At 31.8% G+C, this 23,655-nt stretch carries 21 protein-coding genes; 6 read left to right on the top strand and 15 right to left on the bottom strand.

From position 1 onward, the window contains the following. Window positions 1-693: 693 nt before the first annotated feature. Window positions 694-1,428 (top strand): geobacillin-26 family protein, encoded by a 735-nt coding sequence (locus tag EDC18_RS03660; RefSeq protein ID WP_132250410.1) that lies wholly within the window; start codon window positions 694-696, stop codon window positions 1,426-1,428. Between the two features lie 346 nt (window positions 1,429-1,774). After that, window positions 1,775-1,927, top strand: a complete 153-nt coding sequence (locus tag EDC18_RS14485) for a hypothetical protein (RefSeq protein WP_165878465.1) — start codon at window positions 1,775-1,777, stop codon at window positions 1,925-1,927. Between the two features lie 251 nt (window positions 1,928-2,178). On the opposite strand, the gene EDC18_RS03655 is transcribed toward EDC18_RS14485, so the two are convergent. The 9 genes from EDC18_RS03655 to EDC18_RS03615 form a co-directional block, all read right to left on the bottom strand. Next, entirely contained in the window at window positions 2,179-2,406 is a 228-nt protein-coding gene (locus EDC18_RS03655) for a hypothetical protein (protein WP_132250408.1), read from the bottom strand. Between the two features lie 651 nt (window positions 2,407-3,057). Continuing rightward, on the bottom strand, window positions 3,058-3,291 hold the full coding sequence (secG, locus tag EDC18_RS03650; RefSeq protein ID WP_132250406.1) for a preprotein translocase subunit SecG: 234 nt from the start codon (window positions 3,289-3,291) through the stop codon (window positions 3,058-3,060). A gap of 161 nt (window positions 3,292-3,452) precedes the next feature. Next, on the bottom strand, window positions 3,453-4,766 hold the full coding sequence (gene eno / locus EDC18_RS03645; protein ID WP_132250404.1) for a phosphopyruvate hydratase: 1,314 nt from the start codon (window positions 4,764-4,766) through the stop codon (window positions 3,453-3,455). 64 nt (window positions 4,767-4,830) lie between these two features. After that, complete coding sequence (gpmI, locus tag EDC18_RS03640; protein WP_132250402.1) at window positions 4,831-6,375, bottom strand: 2,3-bisphosphoglycerate-independent phosphoglycerate mutase; 1,545 nt, start codon at window positions 6,373-6,375, stop codon at window positions 4,831-4,833. A gap of 33 nt (window positions 6,376-6,408) precedes the next feature. Then, a complete protein-coding gene (gene tpiA / locus EDC18_RS03635; RefSeq protein WP_132250400.1) occupies window positions 6,409-7,158 on the bottom strand; it encodes a triose-phosphate isomerase in 750 nt (249 codons plus the stop codon). Between the two features lie 417 nt (window positions 7,159-7,575). Continuing rightward, window positions 7,576-8,760: a phosphoglycerate kinase gene (locus EDC18_RS03630; RefSeq protein WP_132250398.1), complete on the bottom strand. Its 1,185-nt coding sequence runs from the start codon at window positions 8,758-8,760 to the stop codon at window positions 7,576-7,578. A 201-nt stretch (window positions 8,761-8,961) separates the two neighbouring features. Continuing rightward, window positions 8,962-9,945, bottom strand: a complete 984-nt coding sequence (gap, locus tag EDC18_RS03625) for a type I glyceraldehyde-3-phosphate dehydrogenase (RefSeq protein ID WP_132250396.1) — start codon at window positions 9,943-9,945, stop codon at window positions 8,962-8,964. A gap of 50 nt (window positions 9,946-9,995) precedes the next feature. Continuing rightward, window positions 9,996-11,039, bottom strand: a complete 1,044-nt coding sequence (locus EDC18_RS03620; protein WP_132250394.1) for a sugar-binding transcriptional regulator — start codon at window positions 11,037-11,039, stop codon at window positions 9,996-9,998. 159 nt (window positions 11,040-11,198) lie between these two features. Next, window positions 11,199-12,842 (bottom strand): Na/Pi cotransporter family protein, encoded by a 1,644-nt coding sequence (locus tag EDC18_RS03615; protein ID WP_132250392.1) that lies wholly within the window; start codon window positions 12,840-12,842, stop codon window positions 11,199-11,201. A gap of 345 nt (window positions 12,843-13,187) precedes the next feature. Between EDC18_RS03615 and EDC18_RS03610 the strand changes: the two genes are divergently transcribed. Then, a complete protein-coding gene (locus EDC18_RS03610; protein ID WP_132250390.1) occupies window positions 13,188-13,991 on the top strand; it encodes a histidinol-phosphatase HisJ family protein in 804 nt (267 codons plus the stop codon). Window positions 13,992-14,073: 82 nt separating this feature from the next. Further along, window positions 14,074-15,051 carry a CBASS cGAMP-activated phospholipase gene (locus tag EDC18_RS03605; protein ID WP_132250388.1) on the top strand — a complete coding sequence of 326 codons (978 nt, stop codon included), beginning with the start codon at window positions 14,074-14,076 and terminating at the stop codon, window positions 15,049-15,051. Between the two features lie 89 nt (window positions 15,052-15,140). Here EDC18_RS03605 and EDC18_RS03600 read toward each other — a convergent pair whose 3' ends face one another. The 6 genes from EDC18_RS03600 to EDC18_RS03575 all read right to left on the bottom strand — a co-directional run bounded on the left by EDC18_RS03600 (window position 15,141) and on the right by EDC18_RS03575 (window position 22,166). Then, window positions 15,141-16,490 (bottom strand): ABC transporter substrate-binding protein, encoded by a 1,350-nt coding sequence (locus EDC18_RS03600; protein WP_132250386.1) that lies wholly within the window; start codon window positions 16,488-16,490, stop codon window positions 15,141-15,143. Window positions 16,491-17,098: 608 nt separating this feature from the next. Then, window positions 17,099-18,421, bottom strand: coding sequence for an ABC transporter substrate-binding protein (locus tag EDC18_RS03595; RefSeq protein ID WP_132250384.1), 1,323 nt, complete (start codon window positions 18,419-18,421; stop codon window positions 17,099-17,101). A 495-nt stretch (window positions 18,422-18,916) separates the two neighbouring features. After that, window positions 18,917-19,993: a tRNA 2-thiouridine(34) synthase MnmA gene (mnmA, locus tag EDC18_RS03590; RefSeq protein WP_132250382.1), complete on the bottom strand. Its 1,077-nt coding sequence runs from the start codon at window positions 19,991-19,993 to the stop codon at window positions 18,917-18,919. 15 nt (window positions 19,994-20,008) lie between these two features. Continuing rightward, window positions 20,009-20,446, bottom strand: coding sequence for a Fe-S cluster assembly scaffold protein NifU (gene nifU, locus EDC18_RS03585; RefSeq protein ID WP_132250380.1), 438 nt, complete (start codon window positions 20,444-20,446; stop codon window positions 20,009-20,011). 57 nt (window positions 20,447-20,503) lie between these two features. Then, window positions 20,504-21,685: a cysteine desulfurase NifS gene (nifS, locus tag EDC18_RS03580; RefSeq protein ID WP_132250378.1), complete on the bottom strand. Its 1,182-nt coding sequence runs from the start codon at window positions 21,683-21,685 to the stop codon at window positions 20,504-20,506. 22 nt (window positions 21,686-21,707) lie between these two features. Next, window positions 21,708-22,166, bottom strand: a complete 459-nt coding sequence (locus tag EDC18_RS03575) for an RrF2 family transcriptional regulator (protein ID WP_132250376.1) — start codon at window positions 22,164-22,166, stop codon at window positions 21,708-21,710. Between the two features lie 244 nt (window positions 22,167-22,410). On the opposite strand from EDC18_RS03575, the gene EDC18_RS03570 reads away from it, so the two are divergent. Then, window positions 22,411-22,785, top strand: coding sequence for a GntR family transcriptional regulator (locus EDC18_RS03570; protein WP_132250374.1), 375 nt, complete (start codon window positions 22,411-22,413; stop codon window positions 22,783-22,785). Window positions 22,786-22,796: 11 nt separating this feature from the next. Continuing rightward, window positions 22,797-23,645, top strand: coding sequence for an ABC transporter ATP-binding protein (locus tag EDC18_RS03565; protein ID WP_132250372.1), 849 nt, complete (start codon window positions 22,797-22,799; stop codon window positions 23,643-23,645). The last annotated feature ends 10 nt before the right edge of the window (window positions 23,646-23,655 follow it).

The following is a 23,655-nucleotide window of genomic DNA, read 5'->3' as shown; positions in this document are numbered from 1 at the left end:
TACCATATATTAGGTCTTTTAAACAAAGTTTTGGGAAAATAAATACCAATTCTTGGGAAATCATTTGTGATATAGTTAAAATAAATGATTGGCTAAAAAAACACCCTTCACTATCAATTTAGGGTGTAGAGTCTTAAGTATCATTTCTTTTTTTCTTAAAGTACGTGACTATCTAGATTTTTTGAATCAAAATTCTGCACCAAATTATAAAATGCTTTTTCGTCAATATCTTAATATATATCTTCTTTTAGTCTCAACTTTCATTCTATAGTATATCCAAAAATGTAGGTTTTCTAGCCCTTGATGCAAAAATCCGTCAACTACTCAGAGGTGTAAATGCAAACTTCTGGTCAACTAATTTAAACTGATGTATCCCCTATTATAATGTTTCCATCGACATAGTGCACCACTATTTATTCTTATAAATAATACAGTTTAAGATTATTTAGCTCTCTTCTGGAATTAATTAAAAAAACAAAGATGCAACTACGAAAAAACAAGCTTTTTTCTCTTATTCAATAAGCATTATAGCGTTTCATCTAATATTTTTTATTTATCTTACTCAATTGTTAATATACTGATTAATCTATTTTTTTTATTTTTTTTATTTTTTTATTAATTATATTTATATTTCAAATTTATTGTGCTATTATTTGCTTGTACGTACACATTTTACTATTTAGGTGGATATTTATGAATATTAAACGTTACAAAAAAAACATAATAAGCTTTGCTTTCATTATTATTTTATCATTAAATATGACATTTGCAGTATCTGGACAAACAAAAGACACTAATTATAACACAATTATTCTACAAGATGATGAACAAGTTAGAATTGCTCAAGCAAATGATGATAACATGATCTACACAACTACCTTTAATAAAATTGATAATTGGGTACAAACAATTGCCACAGATATTTATACAGGTGAACAATTTAAAGGTGATATTGTTTTCATCCAAATACCAGAACAAGAATTTGTTGTAGGTATAAGAGCATCGTTAAAAGAAAACACATTTACTAACTATGAATACACAAAAACGTATGGAACTACTAATAAGTGGGAATTAAGGAGACCAAGAAGTAATATCTTTAATTACTATTATTTCAAAACAGATGAAACTACCGCGAATTCATCAGATTTAAGTAGATTTAAATCTTATGTTGATTCAATTAATACTTTAGAAGGACAAATAATAATGGATATGGGATTGTCTGGTCTTTCTATAGTAGTTTCTGCTGCTGCTGGTGCTGGCGCAATTTTTACTGGTGGAACTTTGAGTACTGCTGCCTGGGCATCGATAGTAGCTTCCGCAGGTGCTCATTCAAAACTTGTATCTACATGTATGAGTTATGACACTGCGTGTAAAAATGCGTACGATGCATATTGGACTGTATACTATAAATCAGATGTATACTTTTAATTGTTATTAATTAAGCGTAACTATTAATCAAGCAGTAATAGTTTTATATCGTCAACCATCTTATGTGGTTGACGATATTATAAATTATACTAAGTAATTGAAAGTAAGTGATTTTTGTCAGTCTCAAAAAAAGTTGAGTAATCGTAATAAATTTCTGCCAAACAAAGCTGTTTATGTTAAAATAGATATAACTCCTTTTAGGTTGGTCTGAATTTGCTTCTGTGAATTCAATTTTACCACAATCTGGTGAGGAGTTATATTATTTTACTGAAAAAATATCCCGTGTTTTTGCGAGTCTTGGCGTTTCGGAAACACCTAACTATAACTAAGTTAAAGAGGAGACTATATGAAAAAAGTTAACCAAGAAAATCTTATTAAATTTGCTCTTTGTATTTTTATTGGTACCCTAGTTACAACTATCTTTAATAATATTGTAATTTTAATTTTAATTTCATTATTAATAGGTTATATCTTTGAAAGAATACAATTTAGAAAATAATTAGCTATCAAACACAGAAATTTCATTACAAATACTTTTAATTAAAATATCTATGACGAGGCCTCTTTTCCATATATCATTTATTCTAAATGATGGTCCTTTTAATGAACTCGAAATAATGTAATATTCTTGTACAATAGCAAAAAAAACATTCTACATCTGCAGAGTGTCATTTTTATAAGGTTCTATAATAAAAATATTGGGTAACGCTTGTAAAAGACGATTTTGCTCTATCAACAACTGTTTTCATATTATCGAATAATATTTCCTATGGAATTCCTCCAAATATTGACTTCTATCTGAGGTAGGCATATATACTTTCTTCTAAAAAATCCCAAATCCATTAGAAAAATGTTTATATTAAAAAGCTCACCATACTTACTAACCATAGTTATATTTTCTTTCCAATCTACAAATGCTACAACAGAGGCATATTTACCAGTATATCCTTTCTTTTCAATGAATTTGTATACCGTCATAACAGAAGCACCGTGACCTTCTACTTTGCTAACAACCTTGTAATCACTAATTTTAGAATGATATATCCTTTTTGATTTAGTTGGAATATATTCTCCTGATTGTATTTTAAGATACCTATCGATGGTCCCAGGATCACAAAATCTTCTTGCTTCTGATCAAGGTTCACAATAAAGTTAAAAAATTAGGTATGAGTCAATCCATGTCTAGGAAGGCAAACTGTTGGGACAACGCACCTATAGAATCCTTTTTTAGCACTCGTAAGCAAGAAATAAACATTTCTTTTATAAACAGTTTTTCAGAATTAATAACTTATATTAAGAACTATATTTAATATTATAATAATGAAAGACCCCAACTTTCATTAAATAATCTCACACCAGAAGAGAAATCAGATTTATTAAGTATGGGGTTTAATATTTGTCCTTTACAATGGGTTTTAATTTAAAAAGTCACAAAAAAAAACACTCTACTATAAGCAGAGTGTCATTTTTATGTTAAACTTGCAAGCTGGCTTGCATAAAAGTTATTTCAATTCTTGCGGACAAGTTTGAAAAATTCACTTTCACATTATATCTCTTCCTTGTGCTATCGACACAAGTTGTTAAAAAAGTATTTCCAAATCCTTGCAAGCAAGTTTGAAATTACTATTTTTATATTAAACTTAATGCTAATGCTACTACGAAGAATAAAACAGATACTATTTTAGTAAGTCTATCTAACTTACCTTCCATTGAACGTGATTTGTTTTTATTCCAGTAAGAATCTCCCGTTGATCCACCACCGAAAGCGCCTGATAACCCTTGAGCTTTTCCTTTTTGCATTAATACTACCCCAATAAGGAATAAGCTAATTAAAATAAAAACTATTTGAAGAAATATTTGCATACCTTCACCTCCTACTATCAACAGTAATATTTTAGCACAAGCTCTATATTGTTTCAACTATTTTATTTTTTTAAGAATACTTACAAACAAAATCTGATTTGATAGGTATATTTAAAAAATCCGTACCATAATCTGATACGGATTTTATATTTAAAATTAGATTATTTTAAGTTAAACCAAGCGCCTAATCCTAAAAATTCAGCTACATCTTCTAATTCTTCTTCGATTCTTAATAATTGGTTGTATTTTGCAACACGGTCAGATCTGCAAGGAGCTCCTGTTTTAATTTGACCAGCGTTTACAGCTACACAGATGTCTGCAATTGTTGCATCTTCTGTTTCTCCAGAACGGTGAGATATTACTGCTGTATATCCTGCTCTGTTAGCCATTTGGATTGCATTGAAAGTTTCAGTTAAAGTACCAATTTGGTTAACTTTGATAAGGATTGAGTTTCCTACGCCTAATTCAATACCTCTTGATAATCTTTCAGTGTTCGTAACAAATAAGTCATCTCCTACTAACTGCATTTTGCTTCCTAATCTTTCAGTTAACAGTTTCCAACCATCCCAATCTTCTTCGTCTAATCCATCTTCTAAAGAGATAATTGGGAATTTGTTAGCTAAATCTTCATAGTAAGCTACCATTTCTTCAGATGTTCTTACTACTTCTTTTCCAGCCATTTGGCTTTCACCTGGGAAGTGGTATTTACCTGTTTCTTTATTGTATAATTCACTAGCAGCCGCATCGATAGCGATTCTAATGTCTTCACCTGGTTTGTATCCAGCTTTTTCTACTGCATCCATAATTACTTGGATTGCTTCTTCTGAAGATGCTAAGTCAGGTGCAAATCCACCTTCATCACCTACAGCTGTTGCTAATCCTTTTGTGTGTAATACTTTCTTTAAGTTATGGTAGATTTCAGATCCCATTCTTAAAGCTTCTTTGAATGTTGTAGCGCCAACTGGCATAATCATAAATTCTTGTAAGTCTACTGTGTTATCAGCATGCTCACCACCATTTAAGATGTTCATCATAGGAACTGGTAATACTTTAGCGTTAAATCCACCTAAGTATTGGTATAAAGATAATCCTAATGCTTCAGCAGCAGCTTTAGCTACAGCCATAGATACACCAAGAATAGCGTTAGCGCCTAATTTACCTTTGTTATGTGTTCCGTCTAATTCGATCATTTTCATATCGATAGCAACTTGATCTAAACAGTTCATTCCGATTAATTCTTCAGCGATAACGTTATTTACATTATCTACTGCATCAAGAACACCTTTACCTACGTAACGGTCTCCTCCGTCACGTAATTCAACTGCTTCAAAAGCGCCTGTTGATGCTCCAGATGGAACTGCAGCTCTTCCTACATATCCTCCTTCAACAACAACTTCAACTTCTACAGTTGGGTTTGCTCTTGAGTCAAGTACTTCTCTTGCAAATACATCAATAATTTCAATATAAGTTTTCATTTCTTTTTTATCCCCTTTCTTGTTTGGTTTATATAAAATCACACTTATTTTTTAAATGTGTATTCTACGACTTTTTAAGTAACGATTCACCTGTCATTTGGGCAGGTTTTTCAATTTCCATCATTTCTAATAGAGTTGGCGCTATATCAGCTAATTTACCGCCTTCTCTTAATGTATAACCTTCTTTGTAATTCACTAAGATAAATGGTACTGGGTTCGTTGTATGAGCTGTAAACGGTGTTAATGTGTCATAATCCACTAACTGCTCTGAGTTACCGTGGTCTGCACAGATAAACATTTGTCCATCTGCTTTTAGTAATGCTTCTAATGCATTACCAACACATTCATCTACTACTTCAACTGCTTTTACTGCAGCTTCCATAATACCAGTATGACCAACCATATCTGGATTAGCAAAGTTTACGATGATTAAATCATATTCTTTAGATGTGATTGCATTTACAAGTTTCTCACTTACTTCGTATGCACTCATTTCTGGTTGTAAGTCATATGTTGCAACCTTTGGAGAGTCTACTAATATTCTTTCTTCTCCTTCGTTGGCCTTTTCAACGCCACCATTAAAGAAGAATGTTACGTGAGCGTATTTTTCTGTTTCAGCTAATCTTAGTTGTTTAATGCCTTTTGTAGATAAATACTCACCTAATGTATTTTCTAATGAATCTTTATGAAAAACAACTTCTTTGTTTTCGATTGTGATGTCATAATTTGTAAAACATACATAGGTCAGTGGTATAAAGCCTTTTCCTCTTTCAAATCCAGCAAATTCTGTATCACAAAATGCTCTTGTGATTTCTCTTGCTCTATCTGGTCTAAAGTTAAAACAAATAACACTATCATTTTCATTAATGCTAGCTGTAGGTTTTCCTTCAGTTGTTATCACTGTTGGAAGAACAAATTCATCATTTAAACCTTTATCATATGTTTCTTGCATAGCTGAAGCTGCACTTATAGCAGTTTCTCCTTGAGATAATACCATAACATCGTATGCAAGTTTTACTCTTTCCCAACGATTGTCACGATCCATGGCATAGTATCTACCCATTATTGTAGCTATTTTTCCTACACCAATTTCTCTTGTTTTTTCTTCTAATTCTTCTACAAATCCTTTTCCTGATGTTGGTGAAGTGTCACGTCCATCAAGGAAAGCATGGATATATACTTTTTCTAATTCATGTTTTTTGGCTAGTTTTAGTAATGCATATAAATGAGTGTTATGACTATGAACGCCTCCATCTGATAACAAACCAAAAAGATGTAGAGCACTGTTATTTGCTTTACAGTTTTCTACTGCTTTTAATAATGTTTCATTATCGAAGAATACCCCATCTTCAATCTCTTTAGTAATTCTTGTAAGTTCTTGGTATACAATTCTTCCTGCACCAATATTTAAATGACCTACTTCTGAATTACCCATTTGCCCTGTTGGTAAGCCAACATCTAAACCACTAGCATATCCTTGGACATATGGATAGTTTGACATAATTCTATCCATATTTGGTATGTTAGCATTAGAAATTGCATTACCTTCAGTTTGCTCATTTAATCCAAAACCGTCTAGAATCATTAGCACTGTTGGTTTTTTACTCAATCTAAGCAACTCCTTTTTATAACCTATCTATATTTATATATCAAAATTGACAATATTTATAAAGTCTTCATTAAGACTTGCTCCTCCGATAATACCACCATCTATATTAGGTTGAGAAAAGTATTCTTTCACATTAGAAGATTTAACACTTCCACCATATAAAATGCGAACACTTTCACTAGTATCCTCATCATAAAGATCTGCTATTAATCCACGGATTGCCTTACAAACTTCTTCTGCTGTAGTTTTAGACGCATTTCTTCCTGTTCCAATAGCCCAAAGCGGCTCATAGGCAACAACAACTTTTTTAACGTCTTCTCGTGGTACATTTTTAAAAGCAATTTTGATTTGCATCCTAATAAAGTCTATTGTTACAAGTTCTTCTCTTTGTTTAAGAGATTCTCCTACGCAAACAATGGGCGTTATATTATGCTCTAATGCTTTTAATAACTTTAAATTAACCATTTCATTGGTTTCTTTAAATATAGATCTTCTTTCTGAATGTCCAATAATGACATATTTAATACCAATCTCTGTTAGCATCTTTGGTGAAATTTCCCCTGTATAGGCCCCATTGTCTTCATAGTACATATTTTGAGCACCTATGAATAAATTGGTATCTTCTATTGCTTCTAAAGCTGATGTTAAAGATAAAAAGGGCGGAAACATTACCACTTCAAGATCCTCTCTATTAATTCTGCCTTTAATAGCGTTAATAAATTCTACTGTCTCTTTAGGTGTTTTGTTCATTTTCCAATTACCAGCAATCAATATTTTTCTCATACATTACTCTCCTAGAAATTGTATTGCCACTTATAGAATCTTCTAATATAATACCCAGATACAATATCCAGGGGTCAAGGAATATATAAAAGCAAAAGTTATGGTTCCTTTTAAGGATTTGATATTTTACTTATATATATTCCTTGAATAAAATATTAACTCAGCCTATGCCTCTTACTGTGCAAGAGACACACCTTCGCTGAAAATATCATTTCCAAATCCTTGCAAGGAAGTTTGCAAATTACATTTTCATATTAAAACATTCTATTTGAAATATGCAAAACATATCTCAAAAGTGAACTAAGAAATTTCATAAAATTTCCTAATTCACTATAAATGACTAGTGACTTAATGTCAACTAAATCTATTGTATTCATTTAATTACATAAATTATACAACTTTTTCAGAAATTAATTACTATTTATCATTTGCTGCAGCAACACCAGGTAATTCCTTACCTTCTAAGAATTCTAGGGAAGCCCCACCACCTGTTGAGATGTGAGTCATTTTGTCTCCAAAACCAAGGATATTAACAGCAGCTGCTGAATCACCACCACCAATAATAGTAGTCGCTTCAATTTCTGCTAATGCTTCTGCAACAGCAATTGTTCCATTTGCGAAGTTTGAAAATTCAAATACACCCATTGGTCCATTCCATACTACTGTTTTAGCACTTTTTAAAGCGTCTTGATAAATTGCTCTTGTTTTTGGTCCGATATCAAGTGCTAACCAACCTTCTTCAATGTCATCAGATGCTTTATGTGGTGCATCATTACTAAATTGTTGTGTCACAACATGATCTACTGGCAATAAGAATTGAACGCCTTTTTCTTTTGCTTTTTCAATCATTTCTTTAGAATACTCTAATTTTTCTTCTTCTAATAATGAAGATCCGATTTCTTGACCCATTGCTTTAAGGAAAGTATAAGCCATTCCTCCACCAATGATTAATGTATCAACTTTTTCTAATAAGTTGTTGATTACATTGATTTTATCAGAAACTTTTGCACCACCAAGAATTGCTACAAAAGGTCTTTCTGGATTGTTTACTGCATTGCCTAAGAAATCAATTTCTTTTTGCATTAAGTATCCAACTACTGCTGTATCTACATAATTGGTTACACCTACATTTGAACAATGTGCTCTATGTGCTGTACCAAATGCATCATTAACAAATACATCTGCTATACTAGCAAGGTCCTTGCTAAATGCTTCACCATTTTTTGACTCTTCAGCTCTGAAACGTGTATTCTCAAGTAATACAACATCTCCTTCATTCATAGCTTCTACAGCTTTTTTAGCGTTTTCCCCTACTACTGTATCGTCAGCTGCAAAAACAACTTCTTTGTTTAATAATTCACTAAGTCTTTTAGCCACTGGTGCTAATGAAAACTCTGGACTTGGTCCTTTTGGTTTTCCTAAGTGAGAACAAAGAATGACTTTACCTCCATCATTGATAAGCTTTTGGATTGTTGGTAAAGCTGAAACCACACGGTTCTCATCAGTGATTACACCATTGTTTAATGGTACATTGAAATCACAACGAACAAGAACTCTTTTGCCTTTTACATTTATATCATCAACTGATTTTTTATTTAACATTGTAATTGTTCCCCTTTCTACGATCAAGTAAGTATTCGTCAGGTTTAATCAAGGGATATATTATTGAATTGGCGTCGACCGGCTGAAAGGAAAGGCAGCCAATTTAATAATATATTCCTTGATTAAACATTATCAGACGATTTTCAATTTAAATAAAGGCCCGATCCTATAGTCTAAACCTACAAGACCGGACCTTTATTATTATAATGATTTAGCTATATATTCAGTAAGGTCTACTATTCTGTTTGAGTAACCCCACTCATTATCGTACCAAGAAACTACTTTAACTAAGTTGCCTTCCATTACTAATGTAGATAATCCATCAATAATAGAAGAACGTGGGTCTTGACGGTAGTCAATAGATACTAATGGCTCATCTGAGTATCCTAAAACATTTGATTCTGCTGCTTTTAAAGCTGCATTTACTTCTTCTACAGTTACATCTTTAGCTAATTCAGCAGTTAAATCTACTACTGAAACTGTAGGCGTTGGAACACGCATAGCCATACCTGTTAATTTTCCTTTTAACTCAGGAATTACTTTAGCAACGGCTTCAGCAGCACCTGTAGTTGTTGGGATAATTGATTCAGCAGCTGCACGAGCTCTTCTTAAATCTTCGTGAGGTAAGTCTAAGATTCTTTGGTCATTTGTGTAAGCATGAACAGTTGTCATGATACCTCTTTTGATTCCAAAGTTATCATTTAATACTTTAGCAAATGGTGCTAAACAGTTTGTAGTACAAGAAGCATTGTCTACGATATTGTCTTCTGCAGGATTATAATCTCCTTCATTAACACCCATAACGATTGATTTTGTTCCTTTACCAGGAGCAGAAATGATTACTTTTTTTGCACCAGCATCAATATGTAATTGAGCTTGATCTTTTGATCTAAAGATTCCTGTAGATTCAATTACGATATCAACATTTAATTCTCCCCAAGGTAAATCTGCTGGGTTTCTTTCAGCTATAACTTTGATTTCTTTACCATTTACAACTAAGTTAGTACCATTAACTTCAACTGTACCATTGAATTTTCCAAAACAAGAGTCATATTTTAAAAGGTGAGCTAATGTTTCTGCATCAGTTAAATCATTAATTGCTACGATGTCTAAACCTTTTTCAACGGCTACTTTGAATGCATTACGTCCAATACGTCCAAAACCATTAATTGCTATTTTTGCCATATTAATTTTCCTCCTAATATTGTTTGAATTTATTTTTAAGCTTTTGACAGCTATAAAACTAAGTTATTGTTATCTGTTAAGTTTATAATTTCTTTTGCTGCCCCTTCATCCATAATAAAACACCCATTGTTTATAAATTTTGAAAAAGCTATAATGGCTTGTGCTTTAGATTTCCCAGCTGCTACAGCAATGGGATAGGCAGTTTTTGTCATCTGTTCTAATTTTATACCAATGGAACGTGATGTATACACTATTTCTCCATCTTTGTTTAAATAATATCCTAAAGCCTCAGCTACAGCTTCTTTTCGATTTAAAAACTCAATAACCGTATCTGCTAAGTTTCTTCTAACAACCATTTCATTAGCATTACCAATTCCACATAAAATAATATTGGATTTTAATATTTTATTGATTGTTTTTTGGATATCTGGTTCTTTCCTTACACTTTCTAAGGATTTTCGGCTAAGATTATCTGGTATGTTTAACAATTCATAATTTGCTTCTAATTTAGTAGCCAGCTTAGCTGTTAATGAATTGGCTTGGTACTCAACATTATTTCTTAAACTTCCTCTGGCAGGTAGCACCAATACCTCAGGATACTTTTTATTTGTTTTGATGGAATGTACAACATGGTATACTGTACTTCCTCCTGCAACAGCAATAATTGAATTATTACCAATTTTATTCAATAATACTTTTGCAGCTGCTTTGCCTATATTTTCTCTAACAGATATATTATGAGCTATATCACCTGATACAATAACCACTTTGTCACATTTTAGTATTTTTTTAATGATATCTTCTAAGCTATATAATCCTCTTAAATTTCGGATAACCATTTCTACTTCAGCTAATATATTCTTTCCTTCTTCAGTAATTGTCATTCCTGAAGTGGATACTTGAATATAATCTAATTCTTTTAGAAATTCAACTTCATTTCTAATAATTTTTTCAGTATTGTTTAATGTTGTTGCTAATTGTCTTCTACCTATTGGTTGACTACTTTCTATTGCTTTTAGAACTTCATATCTTCTATTTAGAACTTGTATTTCATTTGGTATAATTTTATTTAAACAATTTAAAGATTTGTCCATAATACCATCCTTGTGGACCTTTTCAGTCCCTCGTGACGTTTTTAGTCCCAATTCAAACAAAAAAACACTGAGAAATTTTATTCTCAGTGTCTATTTTACCCAATTACCATGGAAATTTCAAGTAATTTTTTCTTTTTTAATTAAAACTTTACAAATCTTTTACAATATCTCGTCTTTAACATAATAAGCAATATTTAATGCATGGTCAGAAATTCTTTCAAGATTGCTTATTGTGTCTAAGAATACAACACCTGTTGTAGCAGTACATAAGTTTTGAGATAAGCGTTTAATATGTCTTTCTCTTAACTCTTCTTCTAATGTGTCCACAATTTCTTCATTTTGAATGACTTTTCTGATGGCTTCAATGTCTTCATTTTCTCTTGCATCTATTGCTAATTCAATAGTTTCTATTGTTTTTTGTATCATTTGAGTTAATTCTTGTAATGCATCATCTGAAAGATATAGATCATTTGCCATGTGATATTCAGCCAATTCGGCTATGTTTTCTGCATGGTCCCCTACTCTTTCAATATCATTTATAGAATTAAATAGGTTATTAACAATTTGTTTTTGATGTTCATTGATAGATGTATTGCTTATCTTAACCAAATAATCCGTAATCAGTCTTTCTATTTTATTAATATGTTTTTCATTTTCTTTTGCTTTTTGATACTTTTCTACATCTCTTTCTAATAGCGCTTCCGTTGCAATTTTAGTATTTTCTATTGCAAGTCTTCCCATATATACAACTTCTTTTATAGCATTCTCTACTGCAAAGGAAGGTGTTTCTAATATTCTTTCATCTAAATGACGTAATACAGTGTCTTGATTACTTGCATCAGGCTTGTCCTGCCCTCGTACAATCTTACCTGATAAATGTACCAAGTAAGATGCAAATGGAAATAATAACAATGTACTTCCAACATTAAAGATAGTATGGAAAATACTAATACTTGTCATCGTCGTTTCAGTGTAACCCATTTCTGGATTAATATAAGTAAAGAATATGATAATACCTACGGTGAATATAATCGTTCCTATAATATTAAAGAGTAAATGTATATATGCAGCTCTTTTTGCAGTTTTATTTGCTCCTATACTAGATAATAAAGCTGTCATACAAGTCCCTATATTTTGACCTAATATAATATATACAGCTGCATTAAATGGTAAAAATGTTGCTGCTGCAATGGTTTGAAGTATACCAACAGATGCAGAGCTACTTTGTACTAAAAATGTAACAACTGCCCCTACCAAAATCCCAAGAAAAGGATTTTCACCAAAAGCTTTGAAAGCCTCTTTAAAAACAGGACTGGTTCTATAGGGTTTTACAGCATCCGACATAAATCCTAAACCAATAAATAACATACCAAATCCTACAAATATTTCACCTATTTGTTTCTTCTTTTTATCTTTAGTAAAGAACATTAAGTATGCACCAATGGCAATTGCTACCGGTGCCATATTATCTGGTTTAAGGTATTTAGACCATTCTCCCATTGCCACTACCCAAGAGGTAATTGTCGTACCAATATTAGCACCCATAATGACACCAACTGCTTGGGTCAAATTAAGCAAACCAGCATTAACAAATCCAACGATCATAACTGTTGTTGCAGAACTACTTTGTACAATGGCAGTCACTAAAGCTCCAACAATTACACCTAAAAAGCGATTATTCGTCAAAACGGCAAGTAATTGTTTCATCTTGTTTCCAGCAGCCTTTTGTAGACCTTTTCCCATTTGGTTCATTCCATACAAGAAAATGGCAAAACCACCTATAAACGTAATAATTAATTCCATCTTTGTCCTCCCAAATGCTTTGTTAAGTCTTAGTTAATTTTATGTAAAACAACAATTTTTATCTTACCACAAATTTCGTCAAATACAAGCTATAATATAAATTATTATTAAACTTTACATTAACTTAACAATTTTTATTTTTCCCTTGAGTATATAGCATATTTTTATACTCATAAACTATAAATCTTTGTGTAAAATCACAGTAATTCACTTGACGTATCTTATACATCCTATTAGACTTATTATATATTCTTTTTTGGATACTTCCATTATTATCTTTGTAAATAACGGTTGATTTTTTTTAAAAATACAATACATATTACCCTAATATATAGGAGGTTCTTTATGTTTTATTCTGATTATCATGTACATACTCATTTTTCTGGGGATTCAAAGACCCTTCCAGAAGACACAATAAAAAAAGCCATAGATTTAGGTGTTAAAAAACTTTGTATTACAGATCATTATGATGCTGACTATCCAACTGAAGATATTATATTTACTTTTGACATTTCTGACTACTTTCATACATTAGAAAGCCTTCAAGATAAATATAAAAAGGATATTCACATACTAATAGGTATTGAATTAGGTTTGCAACCTCATTTAAAGGATTACTATGATAAGATTATTAACAATCATCCTTTTGACTTCATTATAGGGTCTTCTCACCTTGTTGATGGCATTGACCCATATCTTAGGGCTTATTACAAAAACAAAAGTGAACATACGGCTTATGGACGTTATTTAGAGAGTATCATTGAGAATATTGACGCATTTTCTGGCTTTCAAGTTTATGGTCATCTTGATTACATCGTTAGATATGGTCCTTATGACAACAAATTAATATCTCACTCTAATTATACGGATATTATCGATGCCTTATTACTTAAATTAATCCATAACCATAAAGGCATAGAAATTAACACATCTGGTATACGTTATGGTTTAGGTAATCCTCATCCAAATGTAGAAATCATCAAGAGATATAAAGAATTAGGTGGCGAAATTATTACAATAGGGTCAGATGCTCATATACCTGACCACCTATGCTCCAAATTCAATGAAGTATATGACATCTTAAAAAGCCATGGCTATAAGTACTACACTGTTTTTGAAAAGCAAAAGCCTGAGTTTATAAAATTATAAATAAAACAGTAACAAAACACTCTCTACTTCTATAAATATATAATAAGACCTAATATATATTTCTAAATGCGAGAGTGTTTTTATGAGCAAAAAAACAGTTAGAATATTATCCATAGATGGGGGAGGCGTTAGAGGATTAATTCCTGCTTTAATCCTTAAAGCTTTATCAAAAGAAATTAATGGAAAAGCTATGTATAAAAGTTTTGATATCATTGCTGGCACTTCCACTGGAGCATTAATTGCTTTATTATTATCTGCACCTAAAATCGGGGGTATTCCTTATAGTAATAGAACGGACCTTATTAGTGACCTATACGAAACAAAATCTCACTTGATTTTCAATCAAAATTGGCAAATCATTAGAACCATTTTTCAGCTCTTCAAACCCAAATACAACACAAAGTACTTATCAACTCTTCTTGATGAATATTTTAGTCAAGCAACTTTAAAAGATTCATTAACCAATATTATAATACCTTCTTTTGACATGCAAACGATGAAGCCTTTTTTCTTCAAGCATCTACCCCCATCCCATAATAATGGTTATCAAAATTTTTATCTACGAGATGTGGCACTTGCCTCGACAGCAGCACCAACTTACTTCCCTGCACACTACGCAATGCCTATAAATAGCAAAAATACTTATTGCTTTGTAGACGGGGGGTTATATGCTAACAACCCAACATTATGCGCCTATGCAGAGGCTAGAAAAATATACCCCGATGCAGAGGAATTTATTTTTGTATCTCTAGGGACTGGGAAAAACGAAAAGTCTTTTCTATGTAAAGATGTGAAAAATTGGGGTCTTATTGGCTGGGTCAATCCCTTTAATAGCGTTCCTTTACTATCTTCTTTTATGTACTCACAAGAAAGTAGTGCTAATCATCTAGTAAGCAAGATTCCTAATACCAAACTTTATAGATTAAACCCCATCATTACCAACAGGCAATCTGATATTGATAATGCCTCACCAGTAAATATAGACTCTTTAAAGAAAACGACTTTATCCTATATAAATGAAAATTATAAGGTCATAACAGAAATTGCAAAACATCTTTAGACGCAAAAATCAAGGAGCTACAGTAACTCCTTGATTTTTTTATAGGAAAGGGATGATATTAAATTTTTTATTTGCGTTATTAGTATTGTTTAACCTTCCATTGCCTCTGATACCGCTCGGTTTGTATTTCTAATTAATTCTTCAGCAGCATCTCTTGAAGCGAAACTACCTTCTAACATTATAAACCTTTCTATTACATCTCCAATTGCTGATCTAACTGTATTGTCTTCAAAGAATGGGTGGAAAGAATATACATCCGTTATTTCAGAAGCTAATACATATGCATCATAATTAATTCCTACTAACATACCTGCATCTGCAAGTATTTGCTCTGCAACTCTATTCAATGGTATACCTCTATTTAAACCATGTGCTATTACTGCATCTTTATCTGAAGATATAAATTCTAAGAATAATGCTGATTCTTCAGGATATGGCGTATTTGCACTTATTGACCATGCTTGAAGTATTTTATCAAAGCCTCCACTGTGTAATTGGTTAGGCCCTAATTTAATTTGTGGAACCGCTATAATCGTAGCATTTAAAGCTGGATCTATATTGTTTTCAAATATGTTATTATTAGAATTCCAGTTAAAAATACCTGCATATCGACCTGAAATCCAGTTTGGATTTTCTTGATTCTTTACAGCAGAATCCGCATGATAGTCTGGTATTACATTATTGTCAATTAAATCTTGAAGAAAATCAAATCCACTCGTTAATTCTTCAAGTGTATAAGATATTCGATCATTTGTAAAAATATCTTTACCAGTTTTTTGTGCTAAGTAAGCAAACATAATATGTGGGATTTCATAATCATGTCTTACATTACCTAATGAATAATAATCAGGACCTAATACATCTCTAAAAGTTCTTCCTGCTGCCATTAAGTCATCCCAAGTCTCTGGAATTGGAACACCTGCTTGTTCGTATGTTGTTTGATTAAAAACAAACCCACGTGCACCAATACTTATAGGAATTCCTTGGATTTTTCCATTTATTGTTAATACCTCAAAACTTTCTTGTGGCCAGTTTGATAAATCAAGATTTTCTAAAGTTGATAGATCATAGAATCCATTTCCATCAGGTGAAAATCCATAGTACCAGTTAAAGTTTATTTGCATAATATCCGGTTCATCTTGGGCAGTAAGTTGAGCTGCAATTCGTTCGAAGTGACCTGTGAATGCTGTATACTCAGGTATTACTGTTATATGTGGATATGCTTCTTCAAAAAGTTTAATTACTTCTAGAGTAGCCTCATGACGAGCATCCCCACCCCACCAAGACATTCTAAGTGTGATTTCTTCATCAGTATTTCCTGGTGATACATCATTATTGTTATTATTACCTGGGGTTGTGTTTGTTCCTTCTTTAGAACCACACCCCATTAAGGATACTGTTAGTGCCATTACGATCATCGCTATTATAATTTTCTTCATAAAACCTTCCTCCTTCAGCTTTAATCTGAATACTTTTATATTTAAAGCACATTGCTTTAAATCTTAGTAACGGGTCTTAAAAATTAATTCCAATGATTCATTTAATGCCTTTAACTGATTGCCAAACAGTTAATTTATAACAAGGTAATATTTTCAGAATGTTTAACTTTTTTCTCTTAATTTAATTTCACTTCCTCTTCTAAATTAATTAAGTTTAAATATTGGTTCAACTTATATATTTATTATATCTTCTTCTCATTTCAGTTTCTAGCTCAATTTTGTTCTAAATATCATGAAAATGTGCATTTTTTGTTTTTTTTAAGTAAAAATGACCAAAATTTGTTCATTGTATACAATGTTTCTTTTTATCATTAGTTACATATGTATGTTTTTTAGTAATTTTTTATCTAATTTTAGTTAATGTTCACAAATTATTCACATTTTGTACATATTTAATCCCCTTTTCTCTATATGTCTGCTTATAAAAAATACCTAAAGAAACAAAAAACCAAGATACTAATAGTATCTCGGTTTTAATGTAGGGATTAAGTTAATCACGTTATTATTGTTATTAATTACTATATTAATTGATTTTATAAGCGTTAGGTTTAACCTTGCATTGCTTCTTTTACTGCTCTGTTTGTATCTCTGATAAGCTCTTCAGCTGCATTTCTTGGAGAGAGATTTCCCATAATAAATCTTTCAAATACATCCCCATAAGCAGATCTTACTGTATTATCTTCGAAGAATGGATGGAACGAATAAGTGCCTTCGATTTGGGAAGCTAATACATAAGCTTCATAGTCAATACCTACTAACAATCCTTCTTCTGCTAAAATAGCTTCTGCTACCTTATTTAATGGCGTCCCTCTATTCAAACCATGTGCAACGACTGCATCTCTATCTGTGGAAATAAATTCTAAAAACAATGCAGCTTCCTCAGGGTGGGATGTGTTTGCACTTATTGACCAAGCTTGAAGCACTTTATCAAATCCACCACTGTGTAATTGGTTATCACTTAACTTAATAAATGGAACTGCAACTAATTGAGTATTTAGACTAGGGTCCAAATTAGCTTCATATATATTGTTATTTGAATTCCAATTGAAAATCCCTGCATATCTACCTGCAATCCAGTTAGGGTTTTCGTGATTTTTTACGGAAGAATCAGCGTGAAAATCTGGAATAACATTACTATCAATTAATGTTTGAAGAAACTCGAAACCATCAGTTAACTCTTCTTCAGTATAAGCTACTTCATTATTTTCAAAAATATTTTTCCCTGTTTTTTGAGCTAAATATGAGAAAATTAATTGTGGAATTTCAAAATCATGTCTTAAATTTCCTAATGAATAATAATCAGGACCTAATACTTCTCTCATTGTTATACCTGCCTGAATTAAATCATCCCATGTCTCTGGGAATGGCACACCTGCTTGTTCATAGATAGCTTCATTGTATACAAATCCACGAGTACCAATACTAATAGGAATACCTTGTATTTTTCCATTAATGGTTAATACTTCAAAGTTTTCTGCTGGCCAGTTGGATAAATTAAGATTTTCTAAAGTAGATAAATCATAAAACCCTTCTCCATCAGGAGAAAACCCATAATACCAGTTAAAATTAACTTGCATAATATCCGGTTCATCTCTTCCTACAAGCTGAGCTGCCATTCTTTCGAAATGACCATCAAATGCAGTATATTCAGGAACCACAGTAATATGTGGGTATGCTGCTTCAAATAGATCAATTACTTCTAATGTGGCATTATGACGTGCATCTCCACCCCACCAAGACATTCTTAGAGTGATTTGATCATCCTCACTTGGTGTGGAATTGTCATTAGGCGTTGTTTGTTCCGTATTACCACACCCCATTAATGATACCGTTAGTGCTAAAACAATCATTACTATTAAAATCTTCTTCATAAAACCTTCCTCCTTCAGTTTTAATTTGACAATTTATATTCAAAGCAAAATGCCTTAAATCAAAATAATACATTGCATTTTGTTAATATTTTAACAAGTCTAGTGGGTTATATATTATCCCAGTATGACGCCATTATTGTATTTCATTAATTTTCAGAACATTTAATTTCGAAGACTTTTTATATGTTTTATATTTAAATATGTTTTTTTGTGTCGAAATTTTTCATTAACTTATGTGGTTATTATACTCTCTTATTTATTGTTAATCTAGTAGATTTTTGTTTAAATAGTTATTAAAGTATGCATTTTTTGTTCTTATATACAAAACACACTCCAAACATCATTCCATTTGTATTCAAAATAGATGACTTTTCATTGCAAAATGTATACAGTTTCCCCTTTGTTTTTTTCAAGTGTAAGTACTTTATAGGAAACAGAACCCTACAAAACAAAAAAACCAGAGTATGCCTCTACTCTAGTTTTTCGTATTTATACCTATATAATTGTTCCACCACCAACAATATAGTCCTCTTCATAAAAGACAACTGCTTGTCCAGGTGTTATTGCTCTTTGAGGTTCATCAAATTTGCATAGTAAAGTATCTTCATCAATTTTCTTTATAATACAAGGGGCCCCTTGGTGACTGTAACGTATTTTTCCAATAACACGTTTTTCGCCTTCTAAATCTTCTATAGACATAAAATTCAAGTTATTCGCTTTTAATTCTTGAGTAAAAACCTCATTGTGTTCACCTATCACCACTTCATTCGTTTCAGGTCTTATTTCAACAACAAAAACTGGTTTTCCTAGGGCAATGCCTAAGCCTTTTCTTTGTCCTATTGTATAATGAATAATCCCTTTGTGCTTTCCAACTATATTACCTTCTGTATCAACAAAATTTCCTGGTTCAATGGTTTTTTCAAGATTCTCTTGAATGAATCTACCATAATCATTATCTGGGATAAAGCATATCTCTTGACTATCTGGTTTATTCGCTATTCTCAAATTTATCTTTTGTGCCATTTCTCTAATTTGATCTTTTGTGTATTTACCCACTGGCATTAAAGTACGAGATAATTGCTCTTGAGTTAAATTATACAATGCATAGGTTTGATCTTTTTGAGACGTAACAGATTTTTTCATTGTATATCTACCATTTTCTAACTGAACAACTTGGGCATAATGCCCTGTAGCAATGTACTCTGCTCCAATTTGTAAAGAACGGAATAACAAGGATTCCCATTTTACATATCTATTACAGGCAATACAAGGATTTGGGGTACGCCCTTCTTGATATTCATCAATAAAATAATCAATAACCTTTTCTTTGAATTCATCTTTAAAATTCATTACATAATAAGGTATCTCTAATGCATTGGCTACTCTTCTAGCGTCATCTACAGCACTCAGTCCACAACACCCTGCTTTTTCTTCTTGTACATCAGTGTCTTCATCTTGCCAAATCTGCATGGTTACACCAATTACATCATAACCTTGTTCTTTTAGTAAATACGCCGCCACAGAACTATCTACTCCGCCTGACATACCTACAACAACTTTTGTTTTTTCCATTGGTATCCCGCCTATTTATTCTTCATCATCGTCATGGTCGTGATCATGCACATCTTCTTTTGGTGGTTCAAGGCCTTCTATCTCAATATTATGTTTTTGAGCATAATCCCATAATGCTGCATGGATAGCCTCTTCTGCTAACAATGAACAGTGGACTTTTGCTTTTGGAAGACCATCTAAAGCTTCCATTACTGATCTATTAGTAACTTGCAATGCTTCTTCAATGGATTTACCTTTTACTAATTCTGTTGCCATACTACTTGTTGCAACAGCAGCACCACAACCAAAAGTTTTGAACTTAACATCTTTTATAATATTGTCTTCAACATCTAAAAAGATTCTCATGATATCACCACATTTTGCATTTCCTACTGTTCCAGTACCACTTGCATTCTCTATTTCCCCCATATTTCTTGGGTTCATAAAATGATCCATTACTTTTTCTGTATACATAAATATCACCTCAAATTATCTTTCATAAATTTCAGTTACGATTGCAGTTTCTATATTTTATTGATTCATTTTCATAAAATCTTCATATAAAGGAGACATATCCCTTAACCTTTGAACAATCTGTGGTAAGATCTCCAATAAATAATCCACATCTTCTTCTGTATTTTTATCTCCTAAAGTAATTCTTAAGGAACCATGGGCTGTTTCATGGGGTAAACCAATAGCCATTAATACATGAGATGGATCTAATGATCCTGATGTACAGGCTGAACCACTAGAAGCGCAAACCCCTTTCATATCTAACATAATGAGTAAAGATTCACCCTCAATAAAGTCAAAACTAATATTTGCATTATTAGGTAATCTCTCAGTAGGATGACCATTTAATCTGCTATAAGGAACATTTTCTAATATGCCTTTAACCACTTTATCTCTAAGGGCTATAATCTTTTTAGTATTTTCTTCTCTATTGGCATATGCCAATTCAATTGCCTTACCAAAGCCAACAATTCCTGGCACATTTTCAGTTCCTGCTCTTCTTCTTTTCTCTTGTGCGCCACCATGGATATATGCTTTAATTTTTACACCCTTTTTAATATATAAAGCACCTACACCTTTTGGGCCATATAATTTATGAGCACTCATACTTAAAAGATCTATATTCATATCTTTTACATCAATATGAACACTTCCTAACGCTTGAACAGCATCCGTATGAAAAATCACACCTTTTTCTTTTGCAATTCTACCGATTTCTTTTATAGATTGAATGGTTCCTATTTCATTATTTGCAAACATTATTGAAATCAATATCGTATCTTCTCTAATTGCATTCTCTAAATCTTGTAAAGAAATTCGACCATATTCATCTACTTCTAAGTAAGTTACTTGAAATCCTTTTTTCTCAAGGTATTCACAAGTATGCAAAACCGCATGATGTTCTATTTTTGATGTAATAATGTGTTTTCCTTTTGATTCATAACTTTCTGCTATGCCTTTTATTGCCCAATTGTCAGCCTCTGTTCCACCACTAGTGAAAAAAATCTCATCATCCTTAGCATTTATTGCTGTTGCAACTTGCTCTCTTGCTTTCAAAATCGCTTCTTTATTTTTACCTGCTATACTGTATACACTAGATGGGTTTCCAAAGTTCTGAGTAAAGAAAGGAATCATTTCTTCTAATACTTCTTTACTTGTTGGGGTGGTTGCTGCATAGTCAAAATATATTGCTTTATCCATTAAGATCATCTCCTCGTTTTCTCTAACACTTGGGACTTATGATATTGTTTATATTATGGCCATTTATCTTAATGTTCTCATCAATTAAATCCTTTAATGTTATATCATTTACTACATTATTTATGCTATCACTTATTTTTTTCCAAACATATTTGGATACACAATTGTCTTCACAATCACACTGAAGTTCTTCCTTTAAGATAGAACAATCAACAGGTGTCAAATCCCCTTCTAAAGCTCTTAAAATATCACCTACTGTAATATCATCTGAAGGTTTTGATAGGGCATATCCTCCTTGTGCACCTCTTGTACTGGTAACCAATCCTGCTTTTTTCAGCTTAGCAATAATTTGCTCTAAATAGTTTTCAGATATGGATTGACGTTCTGAAATACTACTTATAGGAATATTGCCATCCTTACTATTTATAGCCAAATCCAGCATCGCTCTAAGGCCGTATCTTCCTTTTGTAGACATTTTCATATTTATCACCATCAATTCCTAGTAATTTACTCGGATATCTAATCTCAGAATATCACTTATGGTTTAAACTGTCAACATTTTTTTGCAATATAATTAGTACTTTCTTGCATGAATTTTTTCAAGGATTTCGTTATATTTACTACCATTTATTTTGTACAAAAATAATATTTTTATTTGACAAAAATCATATTTTTGCATATACTGTATATAATCAGTATAAACAGTATTTACAAGGAGGTGCCTAATGCATATTATTATCTCTAATTCTAGTTCTGAAGCAATCTACACTCAAATAACCAACCAGATTAAAAAACAGATTGTTTCTGAGGAATTAAAGGAAGGAGCTCTTCTTCCTTCTATAAGAAAGTTGGCAAAAGACTTACAAATAAGTGTCATTACAACTAAAAGGGCCTACGAAGAATTAGAAAAGGAAGGTCTTGTACACTCCGTTCCTGGAAAAGGCTTTTTTGTAGCCGCACAAAATCAAGCTTTTTTAAAGGAAAAGAAAATAAAATTTATAGAAGAAAAATTGTTAGAAGTCATAACCGAATGTCACTTCGTTGGTATTTCATTAGATGAACTAATGGATATGACCAAATTATTATATGAGGATCAATAGGAGGGATTTTTATGAGTACTATATTAAATATCAATAATATTTCTAAACATTTTAAAGATTTTTCTTTAAACAATATTAGCTTCACTTTAGATAGAGGCTATGTAATGGGTTTTATTGGCTCTAATGGCTCTGGTAAAACAACAACCATTAAACTAATTATGAATTTACTGAGTGCTGATTCTGGTAGTATTGAAGTTTTTGGACTTGATCATAAGAAAAATGAGAAATCAATAAAAGATAGAATTGGTTTTATATATGATGAGTGCTATTTCTTTGAACACTTGAGCATTATGGATAACGCTAATATCCTTGGCCCCTTGTATAGTCAGTGGGATAAAGAGGTATTTCTTAATTATGTAAAGCGATTTGAATTAAATCCTAAGCAAAAGTTAAAAAAGCTCTCTAAAGGGATGAAAACCAAATTCCAAATAGCTTTTGCCCTTTCCCATAATGCTGAGTTTTTAATTATGGATGAACCGACAGCTGGTTTGGACCCTGTTTTTAGAAGAGAATTTTTAGATATTATATATGATGTGATGCAAGATGACCATAGAAGTGTCTTTTTTTCAAGTCATATCACCAGTGATTTGGATAGAATTGCAGATTTTGTAACCTTTATTGATAAAGGTAAAATTATTTTCTCTCAATCTATGGAAGTTGTAAAAGAATCCTATATCATTCTAAAAGGAAATAATGAGATTTTAAAATCTATTAATAAAGATCATTTAATCGGTCTTAGACAGTCATCTGTTGGTTTTGAAGCATTAACGACAGATAAAAATTATTATTCTAACAAATTCGGCGACAGTATTGTGTTAGAAAAACCAAATCTAGAAGATTTAATGTTTTATTCTAAATAAGAAAGGAGTT

Source organism: Natranaerovirga pectinivora (assembly GCF_004342165.1).
Taxonomy (GTDB): domain Bacteria; phylum Bacillota; class Clostridia; order Lachnospirales; family DSM-24629; genus Natranaerovirga; species Natranaerovirga pectinivora.
The sequence above is the reverse complement of the archived record's forward strand: the minus strand, read 5'-3'. Positions and strand labels throughout refer to the sequence as shown.